Source organism: Proteus hauseri, from assembly GCF_040139125.1.
Classification (GTDB): domain Bacteria; phylum Pseudomonadota; class Gammaproteobacteria; order Enterobacterales; family Enterobacteriaceae; genus Proteus; species Proteus hauseri_B.
The window spans coordinates 238,422-264,448 of record NZ_JBEEUB010000005.1 but is presented as its reverse complement, the minus strand read 5'-3'; the positions used below and the strand labels follow the sequence as shown (position 1 = coordinate 264,448).

At 37.6% G+C, this 26,027-nt stretch carries 24 protein-coding genes, 1 tRNA gene and 3 pseudogenes; 14 read left to right on the top strand and 14 right to left on the bottom strand.

The window, feature by feature from the left end:
- Positions 1 to 179 precede the first annotated feature (179 nt).
- Both ABN099_RS10910 and yieE read right to left on the bottom strand, forming a co-directional pair.
- On the bottom strand, positions 180 to 1,667 hold the full coding sequence (locus tag ABN099_RS10910; RefSeq protein ID WP_349463796.1) for an amino acid permease: 1,488 nt from the start codon (positions 1,665 to 1,667) through the stop codon (positions 180 to 182).
- A gap of 118 nt (positions 1,668 to 1,785) precedes the next feature.
- Positions 1,786 to 2,679 carry a DNA-binding transcriptional regulator YeiE gene (gene yieE / locus ABN099_RS10905; RefSeq protein ID WP_349463795.1) on the bottom strand — a complete coding sequence of 298 codons (894 nt, stop codon included), beginning with the start codon at positions 2,677 to 2,679 and terminating at the stop codon, positions 1,786 to 1,788.
- Between the two features lie 185 nt (positions 2,680 to 2,864).
- Here yieE and ABN099_RS10900 point away from each other — a divergent pair, with 185 nt between their 5' ends.
- From ABN099_RS10900 to yeiP, 5 genes are all read left to right on the top strand, one after another.
- Positions 2,865 to 3,953 (top strand): YeiH family protein, encoded by a 1,089-nt coding sequence (locus tag ABN099_RS10900; protein WP_349463794.1) that lies wholly within the window; start codon positions 2,865 to 2,867, stop codon positions 3,951 to 3,953.
- Between the two features lie 191 nt (positions 3,954 to 4,144).
- Entirely contained in the window at positions 4,145 to 4,990 is an 846-nt protein-coding gene (nfo, locus tag ABN099_RS10895) for a deoxyribonuclease IV (protein ID WP_349463793.1), read from the top strand.
- Positions 4,991 to 5,186: 196 nt separating this feature from the next.
- Positions 5,187 to 5,624: a nucleotide triphosphate diphosphatase NUDT15 gene (locus tag ABN099_RS10890; protein WP_349463791.1), complete on the top strand. Its 438-nt coding sequence runs from the start codon at positions 5,187 to 5,189 to the stop codon at positions 5,622 to 5,624.
- A gap of 292 nt (positions 5,625 to 5,916) precedes the next feature.
- Positions 5,917 to 7,158: a tryptophan permease gene (mtr, locus tag ABN099_RS10885; RefSeq protein ID WP_349463790.1), complete on the top strand. Its 1,242-nt coding sequence runs from the start codon at positions 5,917 to 5,919 to the stop codon at positions 7,156 to 7,158.
- A gap of 143 nt (positions 7,159 to 7,301) precedes the next feature.
- Positions 7,302 to 7,874, top strand: a complete 573-nt coding sequence (yeiP, locus tag ABN099_RS10880; RefSeq protein WP_193014319.1) for an elongation factor P-like protein YeiP — start codon at positions 7,302 to 7,304, stop codon at positions 7,872 to 7,874.
- Positions 7,875 to 8,062: 188 nt separating this feature from the next.
- On the opposite strand, the gene ABN099_RS10875 is transcribed toward yeiP, so the two are convergent.
- Complete coding sequence (locus tag ABN099_RS10875; RefSeq protein WP_349463788.1) at positions 8,063 to 8,389, bottom strand: hypothetical protein; 327 nt, start codon at positions 8,387 to 8,389, stop codon at positions 8,063 to 8,065.
- A gap of 264 nt (positions 8,390 to 8,653) precedes the next feature.
- Positions 8,654 to 8,965 carry a hypothetical protein gene (locus ABN099_RS10870; RefSeq protein ID WP_349463787.1) on the bottom strand — a complete coding sequence of 104 codons (312 nt, stop codon included), beginning with the start codon at positions 8,963 to 8,965 and terminating at the stop codon, positions 8,654 to 8,656.
- Positions 8,966 to 9,314: 349 nt separating this feature from the next.
- Between ABN099_RS10870 and ABN099_RS10865 the strand changes: the two genes are divergently transcribed.
- Both ABN099_RS10865 and mepS read left to right on the top strand, forming a co-directional pair.
- Complete coding sequence (locus tag ABN099_RS10865; RefSeq protein WP_349463786.1) at positions 9,315 to 10,028, top strand: phosphatase PAP2 family protein; 714 nt, start codon at positions 9,315 to 9,317, stop codon at positions 10,026 to 10,028.
- A gap of 368 nt (positions 10,029 to 10,396) precedes the next feature.
- Positions 10,397 to 11,005, top strand: coding sequence for a bifunctional murein DD-endopeptidase/murein LD-carboxypeptidase (mepS, locus tag ABN099_RS10860; protein ID WP_349463785.1), 609 nt, complete (start codon positions 10,397 to 10,399; stop codon positions 11,003 to 11,005).
- 186 nt (positions 11,006 to 11,191) lie between these two features.
- Here mepS and ABN099_RS10855 read toward each other — a convergent pair whose 3' ends face one another.
- The 3 genes from ABN099_RS10855 to rsuA all read right to left on the bottom strand — a co-directional run bounded on the left by ABN099_RS10855 (position 11,192) and on the right by rsuA (position 13,986).
- Complete coding sequence (locus ABN099_RS10855; protein WP_349463784.1) at positions 11,192 to 11,539, bottom strand: YejG family protein; 348 nt, start codon at positions 11,537 to 11,539, stop codon at positions 11,192 to 11,194.
- Positions 11,540 to 12,060: 521 nt separating this feature from the next.
- A complete protein-coding gene (locus ABN099_RS10850) occupies positions 12,061 to 13,245 on the bottom strand; it encodes a Bcr/CflA family multidrug efflux MFS transporter (protein WP_349463783.1) in 1,185 nt (394 codons plus the stop codon).
- A 36-nt stretch (positions 13,246 to 13,281) separates the two neighbouring features.
- The gene (rsuA, locus tag ABN099_RS10845) at positions 13,282 to 13,986 is read right to left on the bottom strand and encodes a 16S rRNA pseudouridine(516) synthase RsuA (protein WP_349463782.1); all 705 of its coding nucleotides are present in this window, start codon (positions 13,984 to 13,986) and stop codon (positions 13,282 to 13,284) included.
- A gap of 194 nt (positions 13,987 to 14,180) precedes the next feature.
- Here rsuA and ABN099_RS10840 point away from each other — a divergent pair, with 194 nt between their 5' ends.
- Both ABN099_RS10840 and rplY read left to right on the top strand, forming a co-directional pair.
- The gene (locus tag ABN099_RS10840) at positions 14,181 to 15,938 is read left to right on the top strand and encodes a DEAD/DEAH box helicase (protein ID WP_349463781.1); all 1,758 of its coding nucleotides are present in this window, start codon (positions 14,181 to 14,183) and stop codon (positions 15,936 to 15,938) included.
- A 142-nt stretch (positions 15,939 to 16,080) separates the two neighbouring features.
- A complete protein-coding gene (gene rplY, locus ABN099_RS10835) occupies positions 16,081 to 16,365 on the top strand; it encodes a 50S ribosomal protein L25 (protein WP_349463780.1) in 285 nt (94 codons plus the stop codon).
- Between the two features lie 95 nt (positions 16,366 to 16,460).
- Here the strand turns inward: rplY and yejK are convergent, their stop codons facing one another.
- The gene (yejK, locus tag ABN099_RS10830) at positions 16,461 to 17,465 is read right to left on the bottom strand and encodes a nucleoid-associated protein YejK (protein ID WP_349463778.1); all 1,005 of its coding nucleotides are present in this window, start codon (positions 17,463 to 17,465) and stop codon (positions 16,461 to 16,463) included.
- 166 nt (positions 17,466 to 17,631) lie between these two features.
- Between yejK and ABN099_RS10825 the strand changes: the two genes are divergently transcribed.
- The 3 genes from ABN099_RS10825 to ABN099_RS10815 all read left to right on the top strand — a co-directional run bounded on the left by ABN099_RS10825 (position 17,632) and on the right by ABN099_RS10815 (position 19,796).
- A complete protein-coding gene (locus ABN099_RS10825; protein ID WP_064719573.1) occupies positions 17,632 to 17,859 on the top strand; it encodes a YejL family protein in 228 nt (75 codons plus the stop codon).
- Between the two features lie 26 nt (positions 17,860 to 17,885).
- Positions 17,886 to 19,622 carry an LPS biosynthesis-modulating metalloenzyme YejM gene (yejM, locus tag ABN099_RS10820; RefSeq protein WP_349463776.1) on the top strand — a complete coding sequence of 579 codons (1,737 nt, stop codon included), beginning with the start codon at positions 17,886 to 17,888 and terminating at the stop codon, positions 19,620 to 19,622.
- Positions 19,623 to 19,719: 97 nt separating this feature from the next.
- Positions 19,720 to 19,796, top strand: a tRNA-Pro gene (locus ABN099_RS10815).
- Here ABN099_RS10815 and ABN099_RS10810 read toward each other — a convergent pair.
- The 6 genes and pseudogenes from ABN099_RS10810 to ABN099_RS19075 form a co-directional block, all read right to left on the bottom strand.
- Positions 19,775 to 20,458 carry a hypothetical protein gene (locus tag ABN099_RS10810; protein WP_349463775.1) on the bottom strand — a complete coding sequence of 228 codons (684 nt, stop codon included), beginning with the start codon at positions 20,456 to 20,458 and terminating at the stop codon, positions 19,775 to 19,777. The two genes, ABN099_RS10815 and ABN099_RS10810, sit on opposite strands and share 22 nt — an antisense overlap.
- Before the next feature lie 57 nt (positions 20,459 to 20,515).
- Positions 20,516 to 20,839: a hypothetical protein gene (locus ABN099_RS10805; protein WP_349463774.1), complete on the bottom strand. Its 324-nt coding sequence runs from the start codon at positions 20,837 to 20,839 to the stop codon at positions 20,516 to 20,518.
- A 64-nt stretch (positions 20,840 to 20,903) separates the two neighbouring features.
- Entirely contained in the window at positions 20,904 to 21,590 is a 687-nt protein-coding gene (locus tag ABN099_RS10800; protein WP_349463773.1) for a DUF7424 family protein, read from the bottom strand.
- Between the two features lie 154 nt (positions 21,591 to 21,744).
- Positions 21,745 to 21,995: pseudogene (locus tag ABN099_RS10795) on the bottom strand (DUF3383 family protein); the annotation flags it as partial.
- A 41-nt stretch (positions 21,996 to 22,036) separates the two neighbouring features.
- Positions 22,037 to 22,553: pseudogene (locus tag ABN099_RS10790) on the bottom strand (phage gateway protein).
- A pseudogene (locus ABN099_RS19075) lies at positions 22,540 to 22,653 on the bottom strand (phage collar protein); the annotation flags it as partial. The pseudogenes ABN099_RS10790 and ABN099_RS19075, both read right to left, overlap by 14 nt.
- A gap of 913 nt (positions 22,654 to 23,566) precedes the next feature.
- Between ABN099_RS19075 and rlmF the strand changes: the two are divergent.
- Both rlmF and ABN099_RS10780 read left to right on the top strand, forming a co-directional pair.
- Entirely contained in the window at positions 23,567 to 24,532 is a 966-nt protein-coding gene (gene rlmF / locus ABN099_RS10785) for a 23S rRNA (adenine(1618)-N(6))-methyltransferase RlmF (protein ID WP_349463772.1), read from the top strand.
- A 525-nt stretch (positions 24,533 to 25,057) separates the two neighbouring features.
- A complete protein-coding gene (locus tag ABN099_RS10780; protein ID WP_349463771.1) occupies positions 25,058 to 25,267 on the top strand; it encodes a hypothetical protein in 210 nt (69 codons plus the stop codon).
- Positions 25,268 to 26,027: the final 760 nt, after the last annotated feature.

Below are 26,027 nucleotides of genomic sequence, written 5' to 3'. Positions count from 1 at the left end.
TAATTGTCAGCTAACAATAAAGCAAATAAGAATACTTATCAATGCGATTACTAATTTAAATCTGTTTTTTGTATCTTTTATGAAGATAATTGATTAAAAAACAAAAAAACGCCTGATTTATTGTGATCTAACTCACAAATCAGGCGTTTTTTAATTTAATTAAATAGCGCTATATAAGATTACTTTTTGTTCTCAATATGCGTTGGAAATTCCATTTCACTATAACGGATAAAGGGTGTTTTCTTCACAATCTTATAAGAGAACCAAATCAATAAGAATAATGGGATACCAATATAGGTCGCAATTGCACCATACCAATCAATAGTGTCAGCTAAGAATGCCTGATAGTTTTGCCCTAATGTAATAATTAAGCACAATACAAAAGCAAAGATAGGACCAATTGGGAAGAAACCTGAACGATATGGTAAGTCATTTAAATCACGTCCCTGAGACACATAACCTTTACGGAAGCGGTAGTGACTAATCGCAATACCTAACCATGCAATAAACCCTGTCATACCTGAGGTATTTAATAACCACAGATAAACAGTTTGGTTACCATACATAGAGCTTAAAAAGCATAATCCAGCAACAACCGTTGTGGCATAAAGCGCATTACGTGGCACACCATTTTTGGATAATTTACCAAAAAATTTCGGTGCTTTGCCTTCTCTTGCTAAAGTAAATAGCATACGCGTTGACGCATACATTCCTGAGTTACCCGCAGAAAGTACCGCCGTCAGAATAACCGCATTCATAATTGCCGCAGCAGAAAGTAACCCTGCATTTTGGAATACCAGTGTAAATGGACTCACACTAATATCGCCCACATCATTACGTAGTAAGTTAGGGTCAGTATAAGGAATAATTAAGCTAATAATTAAAATTGCAAAGATATAAAACAGTAAAATACGCCAAAAGACTTTGCGCACTGCTTTAGGAATATTTTTAGCGGGATCTTTAGATTCACCCGCTGCAATACCAATAAGTTCAGTACCTTGGAATGAGAAACCAACAATCATTGCCACACCAATCATTGCCGCAAAACCACCAGCAAATGGTGCATCGCCTATTTCCCAGTTATGCCAACCTGCGTGTTCAGCACCTTTCATGATCCCTGTTATCATCGCAATACCGATAATAATAAAGATAATGACGGTAGAGACTTTAATTAATGAGAACCAATATTCCGCTTCACCAAAACCTTTCACCGAAATATAGTTAAGCAAGAAAATAACACCCAGGAAGAGTGCACTCCAGATCCAACCATCGATATCAGGGAACCAATAAAGCATGACTAATTGCGCAGCAACAAGGTCTACCGCAATAGTAACAGCCCAGTTATACCAATAGTTCCACCCTAATGCGAAACCAAAACCTTCTTCAACATATTTAGAGCCATACGTTGAAAACGAACCTGAAACTGGCATAAATGCTGCCAATTCACCGAGGCTGGTCATCAAGAAATAGACCATTAGCCCAATTAACGCATAAGAGAGTAATGCGCCACCAGGTCCGGCTTGTGCAACTGTTGCACCTGATGCCACAAAAAGACCTGTACCAATTGAACCACCAATAGCGATCATCGCTAAATGTCGCGCCTTTAATTCTCGGCGCAAAGTGCGTGGTGCGCCCGAATTGATAGCACCATTTTGTTGTTCTGACATATTATTCCACTTTTCTATTCACTGTCCTGTAAGGATTGTATGCAAATCTGCCAGTCGTGAATAGCAACGATCCATGATTATAAGATACCTTCATGATCGCGCGTCAATTATTAGCAATTTATGGAAAATTGCTGATTAAATGTTCTGCATTACAATACTTAAGCAGCTTTTTCAATGCATCAGATACGTGTTTTTGACGATGATAAACGAGATATAAGGTACGTTGCAGCGTTAACCCCTCTACCTTTATCTCTTTTAACCTGCCATTTTTAAGTTGTTCTTCTATTACTCGGCGTGATAAACAGCTAATACCCATATCATACATAACAGCATGTTTTATCGCTTCTGAATTTCCTAGCTCCATTTCAATGCGATAACCGGGTAATGACGCAAATAGAAGATGATTAAGTACATCTCGTGTACCAGAACCATTTTCTCGTAAGATCCACGGAGCAGATTGCAAATCAGTTAACGTAATACTTTTAGTGTTAGCTAAAGGGTGATTTGGAGAGCAAAAAATAACCATTTCATCTAATAACCATTTTTGGCTAATAAGTTCAGAGCTTTGACAAGCGCCTTCAATAAGACCTAAATCAACACGAAATTCACTAACAAGTTTAACCACCTCTTCGGTATTTCCGATGCTCATTTCTAAAGGAATATCAGGATAGTTATGATGATAATGCCCTAACATTTGCGGCAAAATATAGTTACCAATAGTTGTACTTGCGGCTATGCGTAATGAGCCATTTCCTGCTTGAAATAGTTGCTCTACTTCTGTTGCTCGTTCAAGTAAAGAGAGTGCTTTAGGATAAAGTAACCGCCCATGTTCATTGGTGACTAAACGTTTTCCAACTCTATCAAAAAGCTGTACACCCAATTGGCTCTCTAGATCAGTCAAAGAAGCACTGACGGCAGATTGAGATAATGCCAGCTGTTGTGAAGCTTGCGTTGTAGAACCGCATTTGAGTACTTCCGTAAACACTTCCAGTTGCCGCAACGTAATTCGCATATCCGTTTCACCTTTTTGCTGTCACATTATATAACATACTATCCACAAACAAATAACATACCAAGAACAATTGATAAAATATACATCTATTAGTTTTACTGGTTATTATTATAAAAATAATGAGTTTAATAAATAAGATTATTTGCTATATGCTTATGCAAAATTTATATAAGCAAGGTTTCTCTATGTCTGAGCAAATTCAACCTATGACATTAGCTAAAAAATGTTTTACGCCAATTTATCGTTGGCTTCCCGGTTTATTGCTAACAGGAATACTCACCACTCTCGCGATTTTTGTAGGTGATATTCCTTGGTTTTCCAAAATGGGATTAGGTGCTTTAACTCTCGCTATCTTATTTGGCATTATCGTTGGCAATACATTTTACCCTGTTGCAAAACCTTATAGCGACGAAGGCGTTAAGTTTGCTAAGCACTACTTATTACGTGCTGGTATTATCCTTTATGGCTTTAGGCTGACATTTCAGCAAATCGCTGATGTTGGTGCTACAGGATTAATTATTGACGCTATTATGCTGACATCAACTTTTCTTATCGCGATGTGGGTAGGTAAAAAATATTTTGGCTTAGACGAACAAACCGTCATTCTTATTGGTGCAGGTAGTAGTATCTGTGGTGCAGCTGCGGTTATGGCTACAGAGCCCGTCGTAAAAGCACAAGCCAGCCAAGTTGCCGTTGCGGTATCAACCGTGGTTATCTTTGGGACTATTGGTATTTTCCTTTATCCTTGGTTCTTTCATTTAAATGCGTTTGCTGGTTGGTTACCTTTTACTGAAGAGACTTTTGGTATCTTTTCTGGCTCTACCATTCATGAAGTAGCTCAAGTTGTTGCTGTAGGTCACTCTATTAGCCCAGATGCAGAAAATGCAGCCGTTATCAGTAAGATGATCCGCGTTATGATGTTAGCGCCATTTTTAATTATTCTTTCTACTTATTTAAGTAAAAAGAATAATAAGAATAGCGCAGGTACTGCACAAAAAAGTCCTATCACCATACCTTGGTTTGCGGTGTTCTTTATTTTAATGGCAGGCTTTAACTCTTTAAATTTAATTCCTGCTGCGTTAGTTAGCTATATTGTTACTATTGATACCATTTTACTGGCAATGGCGATGGTTGCTTTAGGTTTAACAACTCATATTAGTGCGATTCGCCAAGCCGGTGTTAAACCACTGCTGTTGGCACTGTTCCTCTTTTTCTGGCTAACCATTGGTGGTGCTTTTATTAATATCTTTATTCAAACTGTATTAATGGCTTAGTTTTTACGCCAACAAGCCATAACAGTAGCTTATAAGTAAATATAAAGCTCAATTCGTCCTCCTTGAAAAACTATTTTTCTATTACGCAACTGTAAATCAGTTGCGTTTTTTTTCATTTAACATATCAATATAGTGTTATACACTTTTATATTTGTTATCGTGGTGTGAAATAAAATCTAAGGAGAGAAATCATGAAATTTATTGGTGCACATGTCAGTGCTGCTGGTGGCGTCGATCAAGCTGTATTGCGTGCACACGAAATAAAAGCTACTGCGTTTGCCCTCTTTACTAAAAACCAACGTCAATGGAAAGCAGCACCATTATCAAGTGAAGTCATTGATAAATTCAAAAAAAACTGTGAAACCTATGGTTATACAGCGGCTCAAATTTTACCCCATGATAGCTATTTAATTAATTTAGGCCATCCTGAAGAAGAAGCGCTAGAGAAATCAAGAGACGCATTTTTAGATGAAATGCAACGCTGTGAACAATTAGGTATTGAGCTACTCAATTTTCATCCCGGTAGCCATTTAAGTAAAATAGATATCGATAAATGTCTGCAACGCATTGCTGAATCTATCAATATCACTTTAGATAAAACGAAAAATGTCACTGCTGTTATTGAAAACACCGCCGGACAAGGCACTAACTTAGGTTATCGTTTTGAACATCTCGCTGCGATTATTGATGGCGTAGAAGATAAATCTCGTGTTGGTGTGTGTATTGATACCTGCCACACTTTTGCCGCAGGATATGACTTGCGTAGTGTTGAAAGTTGCGAAAAAACCTTTACAGAATTTAGCCAAATTGTTGGTTTCCAATATTTAAAAGCAATGCACTTAAATGATGCAAAAAGTGAATTAGCAAGTCGCGTAGACCGCCATCATAGTTTAGGTGAAGGAAATATCGGTAAAATTCCTTTTACTTATATTATGCAAGATGATCGTTTTAATCATATTCCACTTATTTTAGAAACGATTAATCCTGATATTTGGCCTGACGAAATTGCTTGGCTAAAATCACAACAGACCAATTAATCACCATTAAAGGTGAATATTATTGCTCCCAAGGCTATTTTTATCATAAGCGCTAAGGGGGCTATTTATTTTATCACCCCTATTTTCATTCAGTAAATATCTTGCGTTTCCCTTGAACTTTTAAAATAGCCCATGGACAATACCCTCCGTAAAAAATGACTTTTCTATAACAATGTAAAAAAATAAGGAGTGTCAAATGTCTGCTGTAGATGCGGCTAAGCATGTGGTAGTGGGTGTAGGCGTCATTATCGTTAATGAAAAAGGTGAAGTTTTATTAGGAAAGCGTTGTGGATCACATGCGCCTTATTGGTCAATTTTTGGCGGTCATGTTGACCCCGGTGAAACCTTTGAACAGTGTGCAATTCGTGAAATTGAAGAAGAAATTGGTATCACGATTGATGCACCTAAAGTAATAGGCATCAGTAATAACTTAGAAACTTACCAGCAAGAAGGAAAACATACCGTTTCTATTTGTATGTTAGCGCAATTCCAAGGTGGCGAACCGACACTAATGGAACCAGATAAATGTTCAGAACTTCGCTGGTGTTCACCCGATAATCTGCCAGAACCTCATTTTGAGGCAAGCCGCAATTCCATTGCTTTATGGAAAAACCAACAGTTTTATCAAGGTTAATTAGTTTTCTGCCTATCTCCTTCATTATTCTGGATGTTTTTTGTTCAGAATAATGCTTATAACCTCTTTTTAAAATTAAATTCCCTACTTTTCCCTCTTCTATTTCTGATTTATTTCTTATTATAAGCTTGTTAATCCATTGATTTATATAGTCACACCTTTCTATTGTATTATTTTTATTCACTTTTTTAACTGCTAATGCTTTCTAACTTCTATTTACACACTCTAAACAAGCGTGTATTCTTTACACCATCAAGCTAGTACATTGAGTCGAAACTTATAAGGACATCGTATGTCAGAAGTCACATCAATAACAAAACGCCCATCGGTGCTTGGTGGCGCAATGATTATTGCCGGCACAGCAGTTGGTGCAGGCATGTTTTCAATTCCAATTGTGACTTCCGGTGTGTGGTTCACTGGCTCTATTTTTCTGCTGATTTATACTTGGTTTTGTCTGTTTATGTCCGGCTTAATGATCCTTGAGGTCAATCTTCATTATCCTTTAGGTTCAAGTTTTCATACGATCACCAAAGATCTATTAGGCAAAGGCTGGAGTGCAATTAATGGCTTATCAATTGCTTTTGTACTTTATATTTTGACCTATGCTTATATTTCAGCGGGCAGTTCTATTATCGTACAGAATTTCGCAGGTATTGTGAGTGTACCTCAAGCTATTGCTGGTTTGCTTTTTGCCTTATTGGTTGCCTTTTTTGTTTGGTTATCAACCCGCGCAGTAGATAGATTAAGTACTATTTTAATTGGTGGTATGGTTATTGCGTTTATTCTTGCTATTGGCGGCTTATTTACTGAAGTAAAAATGCCAGTGTTATTTAATACCACAGAAAGCCATCCTAGCTATTTACCTTATGCATTAGCTGCATTGCCCTATTTACTTACATCATTCGGTTATCACGGCAATATTCCGGGCTTAGTGACTTATTATAAAAAAGATGGCAAAGCAGTAATGAAAAGCCTATTAATAGGAACATTAATCTCACTGGCAATCTATATTTTATGGCAGTTTGTGGTACAAGGTAATATTCCACGAGAAGATTTTAAACAGGTTATAGCTGGTGGTGGGAATATTGGTAACTTATTAACACAGATGCGTAGTAGTACTGCAAATGAGATGGTATCGCACCTATTAGATATTTTCTCTTATATGGCATTAGCGAGTTCATTTTTAGGTGTCTCTTTAGGCTTATTTGATTACTTAGCGGACTTCTTTAAATTTTCAAACAGTGGTAGTGGTCGATTAAAATCAGCGTTAATTACGTTTATTCCACCTACTATTTTGGCCATTATCTTCCCTGATGGATTCTTGTATGCCATTGGATTTGCAGGTCTGGCAGCGACAATTTGGGCGGCAATTATTCCAGCATTAATGGTGAAAGCAAGCCGCCAACGTCATAAAGAGCAAAGTTTCAAAGCACCTGGTGGTATGTTTATGATTATATTTGTTATTTTATTTGGATTGATTAACGCTTCTGCTCATATATTAGCAAGTTTTGATCTTCTCCCTATCTACCGCTAATCTTCAGTTAAAGCCAGCAAATGCTGGCTTTACGCTTTTCGTCAAATTCCCTATAAAAAAGTTTGCGAATAACTTGCCAAGTTTCTGTACTGCGAGTAATTTTGTCGCCATTCTCGTCAATGTTATTTAATGGAAGGTTTTATATGGCAAAAGCCAATGAAATTAAACGCGGTATGGCAGTCAGTTATAACAACAAACTATTACTTGTTAAAGATGTCGATATTCAAGCACCAAGTGCTCGTGGCGCGAGTACTCTGTATAAAATGCGCTTTACCGATATTCGTACAGGTCAAAAAGTTGAAGAGCGTTTTAAAGGCGACGATATGGTTGATACTATCAACTTAACCCGTCGTGCAGTTAGCTTCTCTTATATTGATGGTGATGAGTATATCTTTATGGATAATGAAGATTACACGCCATATACCTTCAAAAAAGATCAAATTGAAGATGAATTGCTGTTTATTCCAGAAGAAGGCTTAGCAGGAATGCAGGTATTAACAATGGATGGGCAAGTGCTTGCATTAGAACTTCCACAAACGGTAGATATGGAAATTGTGGAAACTGTACCTGGAATTAAAGGCGCTTCAGCAAGTGCTCGTACAAAACCTGCAACACTACCGACAGGATTAGTGATTCAGGTGCCTGAATACCTGTCTACTGGCGATAAAGTCCGCATCCATATTGCAGAACGTCGTTATATGGGTCGTGCTGACTAAATAAGTGCCAAATCACTCCTTCACTTAGCAAAATATCGCTAATGTGTGGCTAAATAGGTCAGATAATCGTAAAAACCTTCTGTTGCCGACGATTATTTGACTTGTTTACCTCAATTAATCACCCTTTTTATTTATTATCTTTTTACCTTGCCATTAAAAATGAACCAAACATGGCGCTAAAAATATGATTAAAAATAGTGAACATCGATTATTCCATTCTTTTGACTATTATCCATCCAACGAATTTCCGCTTTCCCCATATCTTGAGGCAAAATAATGGATTGTGAGTTATCAAAAGAGGCAGGAACAATAGGTTGAGTTGAAGTAAAGACTTGATTGTGTTTGTAGCACTGATATTGCGCTTTATTGAGTGTGAAATTCATTTCACAGGCTGGGTCTACAATAGCACCTCGCAGATAAATCTGCCCTGTGGTTTGCTCCGGAGCGGATGCCCAAGCAAGAGATATCGAACTGGAAACGAGAAGACTGCATAATACGGTCAGATATTTTCTCATAACGACCTCACTTCTTGTTTGCTCTAGTAGGTATGAGGATCACACCCACCCGACATAATTTCATCATAGCAATAAAATATGACATTTATATAGACAGAAGATGAATATTTGATATCTATCAAATATAAGCATTCGTTATTTATAAATAGGAAATCAACGTTGATAAACTTAAGTCAAATATCTATAACCGTAATTAAAGATAGGTAAAACATTAAAATTTTATTTAAATAATACAAATAATTTTATTATCTAATTCACAAATAATTAATTATATACAATATTCATTATGGCTAAGTCATCCTTAATCCACTTAATATCCATAGTGCCTTTATTATTAATTAATTTTGAATTAAAATGTTTGTTTGGTTCTAAATGATAGCGTGACTCTTCCATTTCACTACCATTCCAACACCTTGTTTTAAAAGTGTTTTTATTATTTTCCATTTCACAATTACCTTCAACAATAGCACCAACAAATGTAATTGTACCAGACCCTATTACTCTATTTTCATTAGCAAACAATGATGTAGTTAATAATAAAGACAAGCATGAAACTACCTTACATATCTTTTTCATGGTTAATCTCCCTGTGTTTATAGATGACGCCAAGATAGGCAAGCCAATATGTTATTAAAGACCTAACTAATATCGGCTCGTTACTTTTTTTATTTAACTTTTATCATTACTTTAAGATTAGAAAAAAATTATAAAACACTCAAATTAAGACTATCGAAAAAATATCTTTAAAGTTTGACTTAGGGCGGAGTTAATGGGAATAACAGAAATGAAACCTCTAGATAACAATTTTCAAAGCATCTATTTGCAAAGATATATTTTTTTATTTTGACTATAGTCCTATAATCAATTTTAACCTTAGTGTGATCGTGATCACTAAATTCTCGTAATACAACCAATTTAATTATTTATGAAACTTTCTAACATCCGCAAAAAAACCAGCCTTATCTTAATTTTTAATTTATGTGGCTTGCTCATTTTCTGTTCTTGGTATTTTCCTGCACAACATGGATTTTGGCTATCATTAGACAGCTATATTTTTTATTTTTTTAATCAACATATTCTTTCTGATTCTTTTTTTGCAACCTTTGTGGCTTACGTTAATAAGCGATCATTTGATCTTATTATTTTGCTCGCCATGGGTGCTCTTTATTACAATACATTTCGCAAACAAAATTATACGGGGAAACGCCATCTTATTATTGTGGGATTAGTGATGGTGATTAGTGCTGTGCTAATAAATCAGATTGGTCAAAATATACCAATAGAAAGACCTAGCCCTACACTTCATTTTCAAGATGCGCATCGAGTGAGTATTGTGACGGGAATACCGACAAAGGACGCTTCTGGCGACAGTTTTCCTGGCGATCATGGCTTAATGCTACTTATATTCTGTAGCTTTATATTACGTTATCTCTCATTTCGTTCATTTTTATGTGCACTGTTAATCACTATTGTCTTTTCATTACCACGAGTAATGGCAGGTGCTCATTGGGCTTCTGATATATTAGTAGGTTCTATCTCTTTAACATTAATTACCACTAGCTGGTTATTAATTACACCACTGTCAGATACCATTATTAAGGGGTTAGAAAAAATACTTCCTTTTAAAGAGAAAAAATAGATTTATAAAAACGAGAAATCTATTGAAACAATAAATAAGTGCAAATTATTTGCGCTTATTTATTTTGGTCAGAATTATATCAATTTAATGAAGTTTTGATGACAAAATGGAATCTATTTTAAGTATTAGCACTTTATTATCTAATGTTTTGTAAATTAACCCTCTTTTCTCTCGCCATTTAACTTCTCTTTATGTACACTTTTTGGGTTTCCTCATTATTTATTGTTTAATGAGGATAATTACGTGCTTTAGAGCACGTTTTTCGCGAAATGTGGTTGCCAGAGTTAAATTACACTATATTCTCTGGTTATTTGGTGAATTATTCATGTGCAATTCTGCACATAAGGATGTAAGGGAAATCTGTCACAATGAGAAACAAACCGTTTATGAGAATGCTTAAGCTCATACCGGCGTTCATTGTCGTAGCTACGTTATCTGCATGTAGCTCACAGAACGCAAATTCACGCTTAGCGAATTCTAGCAATACCCCACTTAATACATCATCTAGTACTTCTATTTCTCAAGCATCTCAGGATGAATTTGAATCATTGGTGAAGAATCTCGATATAAAATCTAAGATACTTGACCAATATGCAGACTGGAAAGGCGTAGCGTATCGTTTAGGTGGTAGTACTAAAAGTGGTATTGATTGCTCTGCATTCGTTCAAAGAACATTCCGCGATCAGTTTGGTGTAGAACTGCCGCGTTCAACCTCGGATCAACAATTTTCAGGTACTCAAGTAAATAGAACAAAATTACAAGCTGGTGATTTAGTTTTATTTAAAACGGGTCGCACAATGCGCCATGTGGGTATTTACATTGGTAACGATAAATTTGTCCATGCTTCAACAAGTAGTGGTGTAATCGTTTCAGAAATGTCGAATACTTACTGGAATAACCGTTTTTATGCAGCAAGAAGAGTCATTGATAAAGAAGCTGCATTAGCTGACAATCTCTCATTGAATACATTAAGATAATTATTTCCCTTATATCTTATGAAAAATAAAAGAGGCTCATTAAATAATGAGCCTCTTTTTTATTCTTCATTTATCGTTATAGCAGCTGAATATGATATTGGTGTGAGTTACTTAGTGTTGAGCCCTATTGATCCAATACTAACCATGCTCTTAACAACGATAGACTTTTACTTTAATAAGTAAGAGTTACAAATAAGAGTATGCAGTAGGAAACGGCTCAGCGATAGCAACACCCGCATTTTTTAAACAACACAATGCTGCGCATTCATCATCGCTACACAAGAAAAGGCAAGGTACGCCATCCCACTCAATAATAACGCTTTCAATATGGAGATTATTCAGATACTGACGCAAATTTTGTATTGCTTCATCCAGTGACATACCATCATGGCTTAACAATTTTAAACCAATCAACGTATTTTGCTTTCCAGCATCATTCTCAGGCAGTATCTCTACTCTTGTACCTGCAAAGCCTGCTAGCCACCGATAACTCAGCGGCAGCTTATGGACTACCGAAAGTTGTACATTATCCACAAATCAATCCTGTTTCATCAACACGTTAGTTTAATGCATCATCAATACGAGTTTGAACTGACTTGCCCACACTTCATATTAAAATCTTGTTAATTATAAAACACAATTATTACAATTGTTTTACAAAAAAAGTGAAGATCGCTATTGAATCATTTTATAGCTCTGATGTTTCCATGCATTCATTCCTATGCGGAATGTTATCTTCAATTATTCTTTCATTTATTTAACATTTTATCAACTATATAAAGTTTTTGTATAAAATATTACGCATTCAAGTAAAACAATTAATCAATTTTCATCATGATGATTCATAACCACAAAACAATGACAGATGATCATTAAAATAAATTTTACTTAAATTAACAAATACACAACATTAAGTATTGATTGAAATCAAGAAATGCCTCTAAATTGAAACGATTCATGGCGGATGTCAGAAGGAAATTGTGAAATGCTGTGCAGGGAAGCACAGTTAGGAAGAGTTCACGCTATAAATAAGATAAATTTATAGCGTGATATTCTTATTTATAACGGCGAGCAAGTAAAATAAACCCCATTGCACACAATACACAAAATGCCATCGAACTAACCATTGGCCACTCTGTTTTAGCTGGCAACATTGCAATTGCGGTGCCAACTAACGCCCCAACACCAAAGCGTACTGTACCCGCTAAAGAAGAGACCGTACCTGCCATATGAGGATAATCATCAAGAATAACAGCCATGGCATTAGACGTTATCATGGCGATCCCTCCAACATACATTGCAACCCCAACAACGAGGAAATTGAAATGTAAGTTGAAAAGCACCACTAGAATTAAAAATACGCCCATCATACATTGAATAGTTAATCCAAAGCGCAGCATGTTTAAAGCACCAAATCGGCGGACATATCGCCCATTAATGCCTGTCATAATGATTAAAAAGATAATGTTAAAACCAAAGTAAAAACCAAATTGATCAAAAGGAATACCATGTAATTCAATATAGACAAAAGGGCCCGCACTTAAAAACGAAAACATTCCTGCAAAAGAGAAACCTGACGCCAAGATATAACAAAAGACACGACGAGCTCTAAATAAGCTAATAAATTGCCCAAAAGTCACTCTTAAGCTAAAGCGTTGGCGGCGCTCTTTAGGCAATGTTTCTGGAATAAATAGCGTTATTAATAGTGCCGCAATAATTGCTGCTATTGATATACTCCAAAAAATAGCATGCCAAGAGAACCATCTCATCACCCCAGCACCTAATAAAGGTGCGAGTAATGGTGCAATAGTCATCACTAAGGCAACAAAAGACATACTTCTAGAAAAATCATCTCTAGAAAACATGTCTCTCATTAATGCATTAATGACAACACTCGCCGCTGCTGCTGCAAAGCCATGTAAAAAACGCATGCCTATCAACATATCTATAGATTCAGATAATGCACAAGCACCTGACGCAAAAGCAAAAACAATAACACCACCCAAAATAACAGGCTTACGCCCCAAACTATCAGCCATAGGACCATAAACTAATTGACCAATAGCAAAACCAAAAATATAGATACTTAGTGTCATCTGAACTTTACCGCCTGGCACACCAAAATCTTGTGCGATAGTCGGTAAGCTAGGTAGATACATATCTATAGCCAATGGCATAAGCATGGAAATTAGTCCCAGAATAAAAATGAGACTAAGGTATGACGAACGTTGCTGTTGCACGCAGATAAACTCCCAAAAACGGCAGGATAATAATGACTATTGAGGTATATGGATGCTGTTGATTTCTTCTTCAGTTAATAGGCGATATTCGCCTTCTGCTAAAGTTTCGTCTAGTGTGATATCCCCTATACGCTCGCGATGTAAACCACAGACATGATTGCCAACGGCGGCAAACATACGTTTGACTTGATGATATTTACCTTCACTAATCGTCAACTTCACTTCCGTTGGCGTAATAATTTCTAGTGTTGCTGGTCTTGTAAGCTCTTTTTCGCCATTTAATTGCACACCTTTTTGGAATTGCTCAGCAACATTATCCCCAATAGGCTCTTCAAGAGTAACAAGATAGGTTTTTTCACAATGGTGTTTTGGCGCAGTGATACGATGAGACCATTGCCCGTTATCCGTTAATAAAACAAGCCCTGTTGTATCGATATCTAAACGCCCCGCAGCATGTAATTTATGCGCTAGCGGTTCATCAATAAAATAAAGAATTGTTGGATTAACAGGATCGTCAGTAGAGCACACATAGCCCACTGGTTTGTTCAACATAAAGTAGCGAGGACCTAAGATTTGTGTCAGCACATTGCCGTCATAGGCTACATTTTGTTCTGGTGTAATTTTGGTTGAACCAGACTTAACTACTTCACCATCAATTGTCACTAGCCCTGATCTAAGTTCACGAGCAACCAAATTACGGCTAATTCCCAATTGCTGGGCTAAAAATTTATCTAATCGCATGAATTTCTCTGAAAAATGGAAGAATACCATCTGATATGAGGCATCTATTAAAAATGAATATTAACAATAAAACAACTAATTAATTTACCAATGAACCATTCCGCACATTACTGTATTTAAATACAGCATACTGATTCGCACTCACCATAAAAAAATGCTACGCTGATAGCCTGTTTTACTTCTTATATACGGTTATGGCTTTTACACTCAGACCTTATCAACTCGACGCAGTTAATGCGACAATCTCTTATTTTCGCCAACACCACACACCCGCGCTGATAGTGTTACCAACAGGTGCAGGTAAAAGTTTGGTTATTGCAGAACTGGCAAAAAGAGCCCGTGGACGTGTATTAGTCTTAGCGCACGTTAAAGAATTAGTAGAGCAGAACCATAGCAAATATGAGGCTTACGGTCTATCAGCAGATATTTATGCCGCTGGATTACAGCAAAAAGAGAGTAGCGGTAAAGTGGTATTTGGCAGTGTTCAGTCAGTAGCTCGAAATTTATCCCAATTTAGTGAGAAATTTTCACTACTTATTATTGATGAATGCCACCGAATTAGCCTTTCTGAAGATAGCCAATACCAACAAGTTATTAAACAGCTGCAATCAGTTAATCCTCAATTACGTATATTAGGACTTACTGCAACACCATATCGTTTACCTAGTGGTTGGATTTATCAATATCATTATCACGGCATGATTAAAGGGGATGAAAATTGCTTTTTCCGCGATTGTATTTATGAACTGCCGCTACGTTATATGATAAGCAACCATTTTTTAGTGCCCCCTACCCGTTTAGATATGCCTATTTTGCAATATGATTTTAGCAAAGTAAGAACTAGCCAAAATGGTATATTTAATGAGGAAGATCTTAACCGAGAAATAAAAAAACAGAAACGAATTACACCTCATATAGTTACACAAATTATTGAATACAGCGAAAAATGCCGTGGTGTAATGATTTTTGCAGCCACAGTTGAACATGCCAAAGAGATCCTTTCTCTACTTCCTAGCAATGAAGCCGCTTTAGTCAGTGCAGATACGCCATCTCAAGAACGTGATGATCTTATTTTACGTTTTAAACAGCAACAATTGCGCTATATGGTCAACGTGGCGGTATTAACGACGGGATTTGATGCTCCCCATGTAGATTTAATTGCTATTTTACGTCCCACAGAATCTGTTAGTCTTTATCAACAAATTGTTGGTCGTGGATTAAGATTATATCCAGGAAAAACCGAATGCTTGATTTTAGATTATGCAGGTAATCCTCATGATCTTTATCTTCCTGAAGTAGGAAGTAAAAAGCCAAACCCTAATAGCCAGCCAGTACAAGTTTTTTGTCCCATTTGCCAATTTGCTAATACGTTTTGGGGAATAGTTGATGGCGATGGAGATATCATTGAACATTATGGTCGTCGCTGCCAAGGTTGGGAGTTAGATAACAACGGTCAAAAACAGCAATGCCAATTTCGCTTTCGTTTTAAACTTTGTCCCCATTGTAATGAAGAGAATGACATTGCAGCGCGCCGTTGTGTTCACTGTGACGAAATCTTAGTTGACCCTGATGATATGCTTAAAGCCGCACTAAAATTGAAAGGTGCGCTTGTGCTACGTTGTGGTGGCATGCAATTTACTCACGGAAACGATAATAAAGGCGAATGGCTAAAAATTAATTATTATGATGAAGATGGTACTGCTGTTTCTGAGCGTTTTCGCTTAACAACCCCCGCTCAACGAAAAGTATTTGAATTAAAATTTTTACGCCAACATCAACGAGCTCCTGCGATCCCTTTTATTTGGCACAATGCTGACGATATCATCAAGCAATTTAGCTTGTTGCGTCATCCTGATTTTATTGTTGCTCATAAAAAAGGCGACTTTTGGCAGATAAGAAACAAGATATTTGACTATGTAGGACGCCACCGAAAAGCAGATACCTTGTATTAATATGGATTTATATTTGCTGTTAAGGCGCTTTTTCGTTAAAATGCGCCCGCTTTATCTATTTTTAGATAAACCAAATATCGAGCTTGTTGCTGGGTCGCCTGTAACAGGTATGTACTTTCTTTCTTTTTTAAAGAGAAAAAAGATGTTAACTATTAATGCAACTGTACGTAAAGAGCAGGGAAAGGGTGCGAGCCGCCGCCTGCGTGTGGCTAACCGTTTTCCTGCTATCGTTTATGGCGGAAATGAAGAGCCAATCGCTATTGATTTAGACCACAACGAAGTTATCAACCAAGAACACAAATCTGAGTTCTACAGTGATTTCGTTAACCTGGTTATCGATGGCAAAGAAACTAAAGTTAAAGTTAAAGCAGTGCAACGTCATGAGTATAAACCAAAAGTTACTCATATTGACTTCCTGCGCGCTTAATTAGCCACCCTTCGAGCTTTATTTCGGGACGCCGAGCATATAACGCCACTTTTGTGGCGTTATTTGTTTCTAGCATTCAATCATCTTTATCATCATTACTTCTCTGATGATCTACGCTGTAATTGATCACGTAAATTAGGCGGAGTGCCTTTAATCGTTAACGTGTCTGTTGCTGGATCCCAAAAAATTCTTTCGCCTAATAATTTCGCATCGAAATTAATTGTCATTCCACCGCCACTACCTGCGTATTTCATCAACTGGCGTAATGTACTACGGTCAGCCGGGAATGTTTCAGCAAGTTCATAGCCTTTATCTTCAGTAAACTGAGCAAAGTTTTGATCACCAAGTGCAGGTAGCTCTTGAGCCAACTCATTCAATGCAATCTCTTCGCCTGATTGTAATTGTTCATTACAATAGCTATACACTTGTTCACGACACGTTTGGCGTTCTTGCTTATTCATTTCAGAAGCTTCACAAAAATCATCAACGGCTTGTAATAAGCCTTTATTTTGAATTTTTGTATTTAAGCCTTCTTGAGCACCCAAGAAATCCATAAAAAAGTCAGAAACTTTACGCCCGACTCGACCTTTTAAAAAAGTTAAGTAGCGTAATGAGTCAGGTGCAGTTTCCCACTCAGTTAAATCAATACGAGCAATAATATCTGCATGTGGAATATCAAGATAGCGCGTAGAAGAGACATCAAGGCTATCGTTAACCCACATGCTGTTGCAGCTATTAAGTACTGCAATCAATAAATAATCGACCGCTAAATAGCGATAATGACAAAATAGAACGGTTCCACCCTCAGCAAAAGGGTATTTAGCAAGTTCGTCTTTTAATCGTACCGTTGCAGCTCGTGAAAAACCTAAAAAGTCTTCTTCGCCTTTACGTTGCAAACGCAGTGCCTCAGCGAGTTCACTCTCTTCATTAAATAAGCCATAAGCTTTGGTTTTAGCGCTATAAACACGATGTAACTCTTCTATCATTTCCTGAACAACAGGCTGAATTTCTAATAGTGAATCACGTAGCACAACTTCTAATGTCTGCTCATCGCGCTTTATCAGCTGATGTAAGACTAATTGATTAATATCTAGACTCATGGACGCCCTCCTTTATCCCAAACCTTCTTGTGCGCGTATTCAAACATTCCCGTCTAACACTGGCAAGGAAAAAGCGGCAGAAAATTAATTTTTTTAAAAAGCAGAAAAATTGTCGCCCTTGCGGTAATATATAGCGTTTTATTCATTTAGTAGGAATTCATATTTTATGCCACAACAATCCCGTTATAGTGATGAACAAGTCGAGCAATTATTAGCAGAACTTGTCAGCGTTCTTGAAAAACATCATACTCCTACAGATCTCTCTTTGATGGTGTTGGGAAACATGGTGACAAACTTAATTAATACAAGTATTGCCCCTGCTCAACGAATGCTGATTGCAGACTCTTTTGTTCACGCTCTGCGTGCTTCAATTGATGAAGGCAAAATTCACTAATAAACATAGAAAAACTATTTATAGACATGGTAACGAGACATCAGTCCTATCGTGAAAAAGTATCCCAAATGATCAGTTGGGGACACTGGTTTGCGCTATTCAATATTATTCTAAGCTTATTGCTTGGGAGCCGTTACCTGTTTATTTCAGACTGGCCGGGCACATTTGCTGGTCGTCTTTATGCCATCATCAGTTGGATGGGGCATTTTAGTTTTATCGTCTTTGCCATCTATATTCTTATTCTTTTCCCACTCACTTTTGTGGTGGTATCACAACGGCTTCTTAGAGTCGTTTCTTGCGCTTTAGCCAGTGCGGGATTAACTATTCTTCTTTTTGATATTGCTGTTTATCAACAATTTCAGCTTCATCTGACACAACTTGTTTGGGATTTAGTCATCAATCCAAATGAAGGTGAAATGGCGCGAGAATGGCAACTTATCTTTATTGCTATCCCTATTATTTTCCTTGTTGAGATGCTATTTGCTACTTGGAGTTGGCAAAAATTACGCAGTTTAAATCGCCAACAATGGGGAAAACCTTTAGCCGGTGTATTTATTTCCTGCTTTATTTTATCGCACTCAATGTCTATTTGGGCTGATGCTAATTTCTATCGCCCTATCACCATGCAGCGTGCGAATTTACCGTTATCATATCCAATGACAGCCCGTAAATTTCTTGAACGTCATGGCTTTATTAATCAGTCTGAGTATGAGCAACGCTTAATTAGCGAAGGCAATCCAACAGCTCAAAGTATTACTTATCCACTTGCACCATTGGTTTATTATAAAGATGCGTATTCCTATAATTTACTCATTGTTGTTGTTGATGGATTAGGTAATGAAGAAGTGGCTCAATTACCTAGCTTGCAGCAATTTGCCGATAATAATCTTTCGTTCTCTCGCCACTATTCATCCGGCATTGATAATGATACAGCACTATTTGGTCTATTTTATGGCATCTCACCCTCTTATTTAGACAGTGTTTTAAGTAGCCGAAAAACATCTGCACTGTTTGATGCCTTGAATTATCGCAACTATCAATTAGCGCTATTTTCAACTAATGGATTTCAAACACCACTGTTTAAACAAGCGGTATTATCTGACTTTTCTATTCCATCAACACGCAGTGATAATAACGATGAGACAATCAGCAACTGGCGTAATTGGTTAGTAAAAGATAACAAAACTGCACCTTGGTTCTCTTTTTTACAGATTAATGGTTACACCGATAAAGCAACTCAAAAAGAGCAACTCAATAGCCAACTTAAGAGCATATTTACAACATTACAAGAACGTAATGTATTAGATAATACGGTTGTTGTAGTGACATCAAATTATCACCAAGATAGTGATAAAAAACAGCATAACCAGTGGCTTTCCAATAAGAGCACGTTTAACTTAGCTCAGTCGCAAGTACCTCTTATTGTTCATTGGCCGGATATGACACCACAGCAGATAAATAAGATGACCAGCCATCAAGATGTTATGACTACCTTGATGCAGCATGTGCTACACGTTATTAGCCCTGCTGAAAATTATTCTCAAGGTGAAGATCTGTTTGCAAGCAGTCGTAATCATCCTTGGATTTTTACTGGTGATGATGAGACCTTTGTCGTTTTCTTACAAGATAATACCTTGCTGATGGATAAGCATGGCAGATACGCCTTATTCGATAAATCCGGCAAAGAAATAGAATCAGAAAAACCAGACTTACGATTACTGTTGCAAGTACTGGCTGAGCAGAAGCGTTTTATCGAGCGTTAGTGCTGTTTTAAACACCAATATTAATGTGCAAAAAGACACCACTTAAACCCTCAAAGGGTTGCTTTAACAGCGAAAAACAGTATTATACGGGCTCAAACGGCATGTAGCGCAGCCTGGTAGCGCACCGTCATGGGGTGTCGGGGGTCGTAGGTTCAAATCCTATCATGCCGACCAAAATTCCTTAGAAAAACCAACCTGTTAGGGTTGGTTTTTTTATGTCTGGAATTTGTGCGGGGTAAAATGGTTTTATCGTCCGATACTCCCATGCCCTCCAGTGTTTTCTTCGCTTTATCAAAGCTCATGCCTTGAACTTTGTCCGCTGTCTTAAGCACTTTTTCCATTGAATCTTTGGTATTGCCGAACAATTTCGCCATCGCGGATAAATCGGCTTGCGCGGACTCTCTAGAACTCCCTAGTTCAGCCATTGCACCAGAAAATGCATCAACGTCTGCAGTAGCAACACCGATTTGTTTACCCAGTTTATCCAGCGTTTCAATCTCTTGGGAACGAGAAACGGATTCGGCAAAAATACTGCCAATGCTCATCACGATACCAACAGCACCAAGGGCTTTTGTCGCAAATCCTGCAACAGAGCTTCCCGCCTCTTGATATTTAGAGCCTGTTTCTGAAAGTTCTTTTTGTAGATGTTCTTGGACTTTGGCTTCTTCAATTGCTGTCTTTATGCCTTTTGTCCGCATAGTTTCAATAAATTGCGTATAATCGGCATTTAATGCGGTAACAATGGCATCAATAACCTCTTTACCTTCACGATTCTTTTTCTCTGCATCAGTGAGCGAAACCAATTCATTATTGAGAAGGGATAACTCATCTTGCATCTGTTGATATTGGGCGTTGAGTGCTTCAGATGAAACACTGCTTTCATTTACGCCTTATTATAGTTCGTCACGCTGGATATCAAGCAAGTTTATTGATAACTTTAGGTCATCAATTTTAGCGGTGATTGAGGCTATTTTTTCTTGCGTATCACCAGCTTCGATATCAATATTTATCGGATCCCCTGATGACAACGTTTCAATACTGGCAATTACATTTTGAATAAATTGCGTAAACCCATCCGCACCCATCGTTGCGGATTGTTGCGCTTTTTTCATCTCAGCGATAATGTCATCGGTCGATTTGCTCACCCAATTAAACGCATCATCGGCTTGGCTGGTATCAAATTCAAATACCTGAACAAATGTATCCATTAACGACATAAATTACCTTTCTTTGGGCGTAAAAAAACCGCCAATTAGGCGGTTGAACTGTTATAGATGATAATTACGGCTTCAATTGTGTGAGCAACTCTTCTAAATATTCTGCTTTCACTAAAATTGATGTGATCTCACCATTTTCAATCATTGAATTAGAAGCATCTGATAATCTTAACTTAATTTCTTTGCCTTCAATTCTAACGCCCCCTAGTGTAATTGGTGAATCTTTAGATTTAACGCCAGTCATATATACACCGAGCGCTGCAACATTAGGAATGGGTTGCTTACCTTTTTCCACAACTAGCGTCATAGCAAGATTTAATTCACCTGGTGAGGATTTCTTTGCACTTGCTAATTTATTTGCTGTATCGCCCATTAAAACAATACCTGCGTAAGTAATGTTATTCGCGAAAACATAAATTTCAGCATCTACTGTTTTTGGATTATCATCAAAATAACCCACACCGACTGGCACTGAAAAACTCGCATAAGAATTAAACTTCTGTTTATAACATTCTTTAAATTCAATATTTTTAAATATGGTTGGCAGTTTTTGTTTTATTTCAATTAAGCTTCTTGATTCTTTCCTTGAATCATCAAAATCATTACATGACGGAACCTCAACATTAATACTACCCTGCACTAATTTGTGCTCGGTGGAAAGAAGATCGTCAGTATTGACTTTCGTCTCCACATCAACTTTACAACCAGAAAGTAATACTATAGCTGCTAATACTCCGATAGCCTTTTTCATATATTCACCAGTAAGTTAGATTATCAATCAAGTAAAACACACTGTAGTTTATTTTAAAGTCATATGGTTCATTTTTGTGATGCTGCTGAGGCTTCGTTATAGCGATTAGTAATCGCGATTTCCCACAGTTCAAAGGCTTCCTATAACTCTATGGTTATTTTGAGTTCTGTGTACGAACCCAGTCGCCCTTACCGTAAATTAATACGTATCTCATCACGTACTCGGGTAAATCAGATGGCCCTGTGTTTTCGACAACTTGAGCGTTATACCAATAACCCTTGTTTTGTATATCGTGCCACACTAGATCATCACCAGAAGCGTCTGCACTGCGATTTTTTGCACATCGGTTAAGGTTTTGCCCGCTTTAATCGCCTTGGTTACAGCACGAGCAATCACTGCACTCGCGATATCAACATAGCGAGTTTGTTTGATAGTCATAACGTTCCTTAAATACGATAGATATCGGGATACAACGCACTCATGGCGTCTGTATCAGGATGAAGTGTGCGATTAAATGTCACATTGAAATCAAATGAGGGGTTTTGTTCGTAGTTGCCCTGGTCATTCAGAAAATAAGGTGTTCGAATACCGCTTGCCCGCTGAACGCCAATGCCTTGTTTTCGGAGTGCTTCAACAAAGGGTAGTGAATTGACAATCATTCTGACAATCGCAGTGATATCAGTAGCCGTGTAATGACCTAACTTAGTAATTAAAGCCTGAACTTGGTACGTTTTTTCGGATAACTGGTTTTCTTGGTGATTGGCGTTATTGCCTTGAACGTTATATTTTCGCCCTTACCAACCATGACCGTTTTCATTGATAGGAAAAAAACATCACCATATTATCTTCACGGCCTTGCTTGGTGGGTTGAAAACCTGCTTTAACGGGGATCTCAATACCGGCTTCTTTTAACTGCAACAAGAGTTGTTTGCGAATAGCAACATCAACTTCATAATCCGTCATAAGTACCTGCCTCAATACAAATCACTGATTTCCAGCCATCTTGTTCGTACCAGTCTGCATCACCCACCACATCATATTTTCGACCATTGAACAGATGAAAAGATTTTTGATTTAACTATTGAGCAGTTTGTATCTTGGATAGATAAAAAATATTACTGCCCTTCTTCACAAATATATAGTGATAAAAAGCATCCTTTGGCAGGCTATTTTTTCTATAAGCAAAGATTTTCACTTAATGAGGCATATCAGATATTTATTACTAAATATGCGAATGAAGAGGATGTTGTGGAAGCTTATGGTGTGGTGCTGTTGAAGTATTTTGAATTGGTGCAGTAATGTTCAGTGTTCTGATTCGACCATTAAATGCAATTTTTTATACATAAATTTAATACAAGTTGTATGCTGGATATATTTGCAACTGTTGGCTGTTTTTTGCGTGTTTAAAAATTAATATAGTTGCCAAATCTAAATGTCTGTTATGTGCCAATAGCGGATGTTGTTTAAACATGAGCTAGTTATGTGCTACAAGGATACTTTTGTATCACTAAATCGATATGTTCTGACCGATCTGCTTTAATCAAACAGGACACTTTAATAATGGAATATAATCCAATTATGTGCAGATATTATTAGTTGGACGATTTACATTTTGTGTTAGTTGTTCCATGTTTGGTATTAATGTATTCAATTTGGTCAAATCAGCTTATTGAATCTTACATCTAGGCAGTTTATTGCTTAAAACGGACGGGTATATATCCTTATTCATTCAAACCGCAGGTTCGTTGGCCGCACTCAGCCAGCCGAGTCACATACTGATGTATGTTCCCTGTCTATCTTCCCTTGCCGCCTTCCTGCATCTTGAATAACGTTGGGTATAAAGAGCAGGGCATTCCGGCATAAACTCTGAATACTGGCTTAATACGGTTTCATCCCGAGCTGTTAGCTGCAACTTGAAAGCTATAGTGTATATGGTATCGTACGCGTCAGAAATACCTTTAAGAGAGCCCTTCACGGTGGAAAAAAAGAAAACCTTCCTGCAGCAGAAAAGCGGCTTGCACCCGCGTAACCGTCATCGCTCACGCTATGATTTCCCGGCGCTGATCGCCAGTTGCCCTGCACTGGAGCCGTTCGTCAAGCCGAACGCCTGGGGCGACATCTCGGTAGATTTTGCCGATCCTGCGGCGGTTAAAATGCTCAACCGTGCGTTGCTGCAACATTTTTATGGCATCGAACACTGGGACATTCCCGCCAATTATCTGTGCCCACCGATCCCCGGGCGTGCCGACTATTTACACCATCTGGCCGACCTGCTGGCGACCAGCAACGGCGGTGAGATCCCTCGCGGTAAAGGCGTGGCGATCCTTGATGTGGGCATTGGCGCCAACTGTATTTATCCGATTATTGGCCTGCGTGAATACGGCTGGCGTTTTACCGGTTCGGAGATTGATCCGGTATCGCTCAATACGGCCAAAATGATCATAGAGATGAATCCGACACTGAGAAACGGCGTGCGCCTGCGTTTACAAAAACAACCCGAATTTATTTTGAACGGCATTATCGGTGTAGCGGAGAAATTTGATGCCACACTGTGTAATCCACCGTTCCACAGCTCTGAACAGGAAGCCCAAGCCAGCACCCGCCGCAAACTACACAAGCTGGGTAAAGGCGAGGTAGCCGACGCGCCAGTACAGAACTTTGGCGGCAAAAATAAAGAGCTATGGTGTGAAGGCGGTGAAGAAGCCTTTGTGCGTAAAATGGTAGAGGAGAGCGTTAGCCTGGCGCAAAACTGCCTGTGGTTCACCTCGTTGATTTCTAAAAACACGACCTTGCCTTCGATTTATCACGCGTTGAAGCTGGTGGGTGCGGCCGAAGTCCGTACCATTGAAATGGCGCAGGGGCAAAAAATCAGTCGCTTCGTGGCCTGGACTTTCCACGACGCACAACAGCAGGTCGCCTGGGCGACAGAACGCTGGCGTTAATTTCCCTGGTGCCGGTTATTTAACCGGCACCGATAAAACTTCGCATTTCCCTTTCAATTTCTGCATGTTGCGTTATTCTCAATATGTCTTCCAATACTAAAAATCTTAAAAAAGTTATTTATTCAAAATACAATAGTTACCTTACTTAATTGATATTTTAATCCGGTATATATACCCAATGTAATTCAAGCTGCAGGCTGAGCGCAGCCAACGAACCAGCGGTTTGAATGAATAAGGGTATATGATCACATTATAAACACATTAAGGAAGATGCATGGTTCGTAGGAAATCATTCAGGCTTGGAATGACGCAAGGAGCAGCTTGTTTGAGTATACATCCCATGAGTCTCCTTTCCTCCCTCCTGTTTTAAATGACTGGCAGAACTAGCAGCCTCATAATGTCGCAGTACTCACTGCGGCATTATTCATCGAATCCGTTTCTGCTAAAATCTATCGTACTTGAAGAGGATCGGAAGTAATTCACGGTCAAACAGCTTAGCCAGCCCCCATTTATTGGTGCTTAGAATTGTTCGTAATCCGCTATCAGCAGCGAGAACATCAGGTGGGGGCTGGGCAATACAAGTGGCAGCGACAGTGTATTGATAACCTGTTTTTTGGTCAACTTCATCATTTATGCCTATGTTGGGTTAATCAGATTAACCTTCCCGATAAACAAGGTCCTCATTCACCGACCGTGAATGTCCGCTCTTCGCTTAAAGCAGACGATCATGTTTAGTTATATTCTACCTACGAAAGCTGTTGGCTTAAATCTAAGCTAACATACATATAATGGTTAGTGGTAAAACCACCCTTAACCCATTGATTCTTATAATGTATATTTAGCACTGTATGTAATCACATAAAAATATTATTTTTATTAATAATTACAGAAAAGCCATCAGGAAAAGCAAAAAATATATCTATATTTATACATTCACATATATTTCACCTCGTACATTAATTGCTATGGTTGTGCGTATTACTGGTTTCAGTATGTTAGAAAAAACCAATAAGAACATATCGTACTAAATAAATAGCAAATATCAATTTATCAAAACCTTCAGATAAAAATAGTTGGCATTTAGTTGCTTTATTTATTGCTTTAGTTTTTTATTAATATCATTTGCCATCTCATTTATATATATCATAGTTAAAAATAATAAATTTTTCTTTTTTACCTCCCTATTTTTTATTTATTATTCTATTATCTTGTATGATTACAATTCAATATTTTACTTAACTATTATTTTCATAGTATTTCTTGATGAAATATTTATTATTTTTAGCAGAAACTTTCAGTCGAGTAACAGATAAAAATATATAATGCATTATAAGAAGATACCTGTTTTTATTTTAATTCTCACAAATAAAAAACACCACACATTCAAAATAAGAGCATCCAATAACGATATCACCTAAAACCTCATTAGATAATACGCCTATTGAGAGTATCAGATTATGTCATTCGACATAATACAAGTATTAATTTAATATAA

Bases quoted from the DNA above. Each gene is read 5' to 3' on its own strand.
- ABN099_RS10890 (WP_349463791.1), top strand. From the start codon at position 5,187: ATGTCTGCTGTAGATGCGGCTAAGCATGTGGTAGTGGGTGTAGGCGTC.
- ABN099_RS10865 (WP_349463786.1), top strand. From the start codon at position 9,315: ATGAAACTTTCTAACATCCGCAAAAAAACCAGCCTTATCTTAATTTTT.
- mepS (WP_349463785.1), top strand. From the start codon at position 10,397: ATGAGAAACAAACCGTTTATGAGAATGCTTAAGCTCATACCGGCGTTC.
- rplY (WP_349463780.1), top strand. From the start codon at position 16,081: ATGTTAACTATTAATGCAACTGTACGTAAAGAGCAGGGAAAGGGTGCG.
- ABN099_RS10910 (WP_349463796.1), bottom strand. From the start codon at position 1,667: ATGTCAGAACAACAAAATGGTGCTATCAATTCGGGCGCACCACGCACT.
- ABN099_RS10810 (WP_349463775.1), bottom strand. From the start codon at position 20,458: ATGCAAGATGAGTTATCCCTTCTCAATAATGAATTGGTTTCGCTCACT.
- ABN099_RS10870 (WP_349463787.1), bottom strand. From the start codon at position 8,965: ATGAAAAAGATATGTAAGGTAGTTTCATGCTTGTCTTTATTATTAACT.
- nfo (WP_349463793.1), top strand. From the start codon at position 4,145: ATGAAATTTATTGGTGCACATGTCAGTGCTGCTGGTGGCGTCGATCAA.
- mtr (WP_349463790.1), top strand. From the start codon at position 5,917: ATGTCAGAAGTCACATCAATAACAAAACGCCCATCGGTGCTTGGTGGC.
- ABN099_RS10840 (WP_349463781.1), top strand. From the start codon at position 14,181: ATGGCTTTTACACTCAGACCTTATCAACTCGACGCAGTTAATGCGACA.
- ABN099_RS10875 (WP_349463788.1), bottom strand. From the start codon at position 8,389: ATGAGAAAATATCTGACCGTATTATGCAGTCTTCTCGTTTCCAGTTCG.
- ABN099_RS10900 (WP_349463794.1), top strand. From the start codon at position 2,865: ATGTCTGAGCAAATTCAACCTATGACATTAGCTAAAAAATGTTTTACG.
- ABN099_RS10800 (WP_349463773.1), bottom strand. From the start codon at position 21,590: ATGAAAAAGGCTATCGGAGTATTAGCAGCTATAGTATTACTTTCTGGT.
- yejK (WP_349463778.1), bottom strand. From the start codon at position 17,465: ATGAGTCTAGATATTAATCAATTAGTCTTACATCAGCTGATAAAGCGC.
- ABN099_RS10805 (WP_349463774.1), bottom strand. From the start codon at position 20,839: ATGTCGTTAATGGATACATTTGTTCAGGTATTTGAATTTGATACCAGC.
- ABN099_RS10825 (WP_064719573.1), top strand. From the start codon at position 17,632: ATGCCACAACAATCCCGTTATAGTGATGAACAAGTCGAGCAATTATTA.
- yeiP (WP_193014319.1), top strand. From the start codon at position 7,302: ATGGCAAAAGCCAATGAAATTAAACGCGGTATGGCAGTCAGTTATAAC.
- rsuA (WP_349463782.1), bottom strand. From the start codon at position 13,986: ATGCGATTAGATAAATTTTTAGCCCAGCAATTGGGAATTAGCCGTAAT.
- yieE (WP_349463795.1), bottom strand. From the start codon at position 2,679: ATGCGAATTACGTTGCGGCAACTGGAAGTGTTTACGGAAGTACTCAAA.
- yejM (WP_349463776.1), top strand. From the start codon at position 17,886: ATGGTAACGAGACATCAGTCCTATCGTGAAAAAGTATCCCAAATGATC.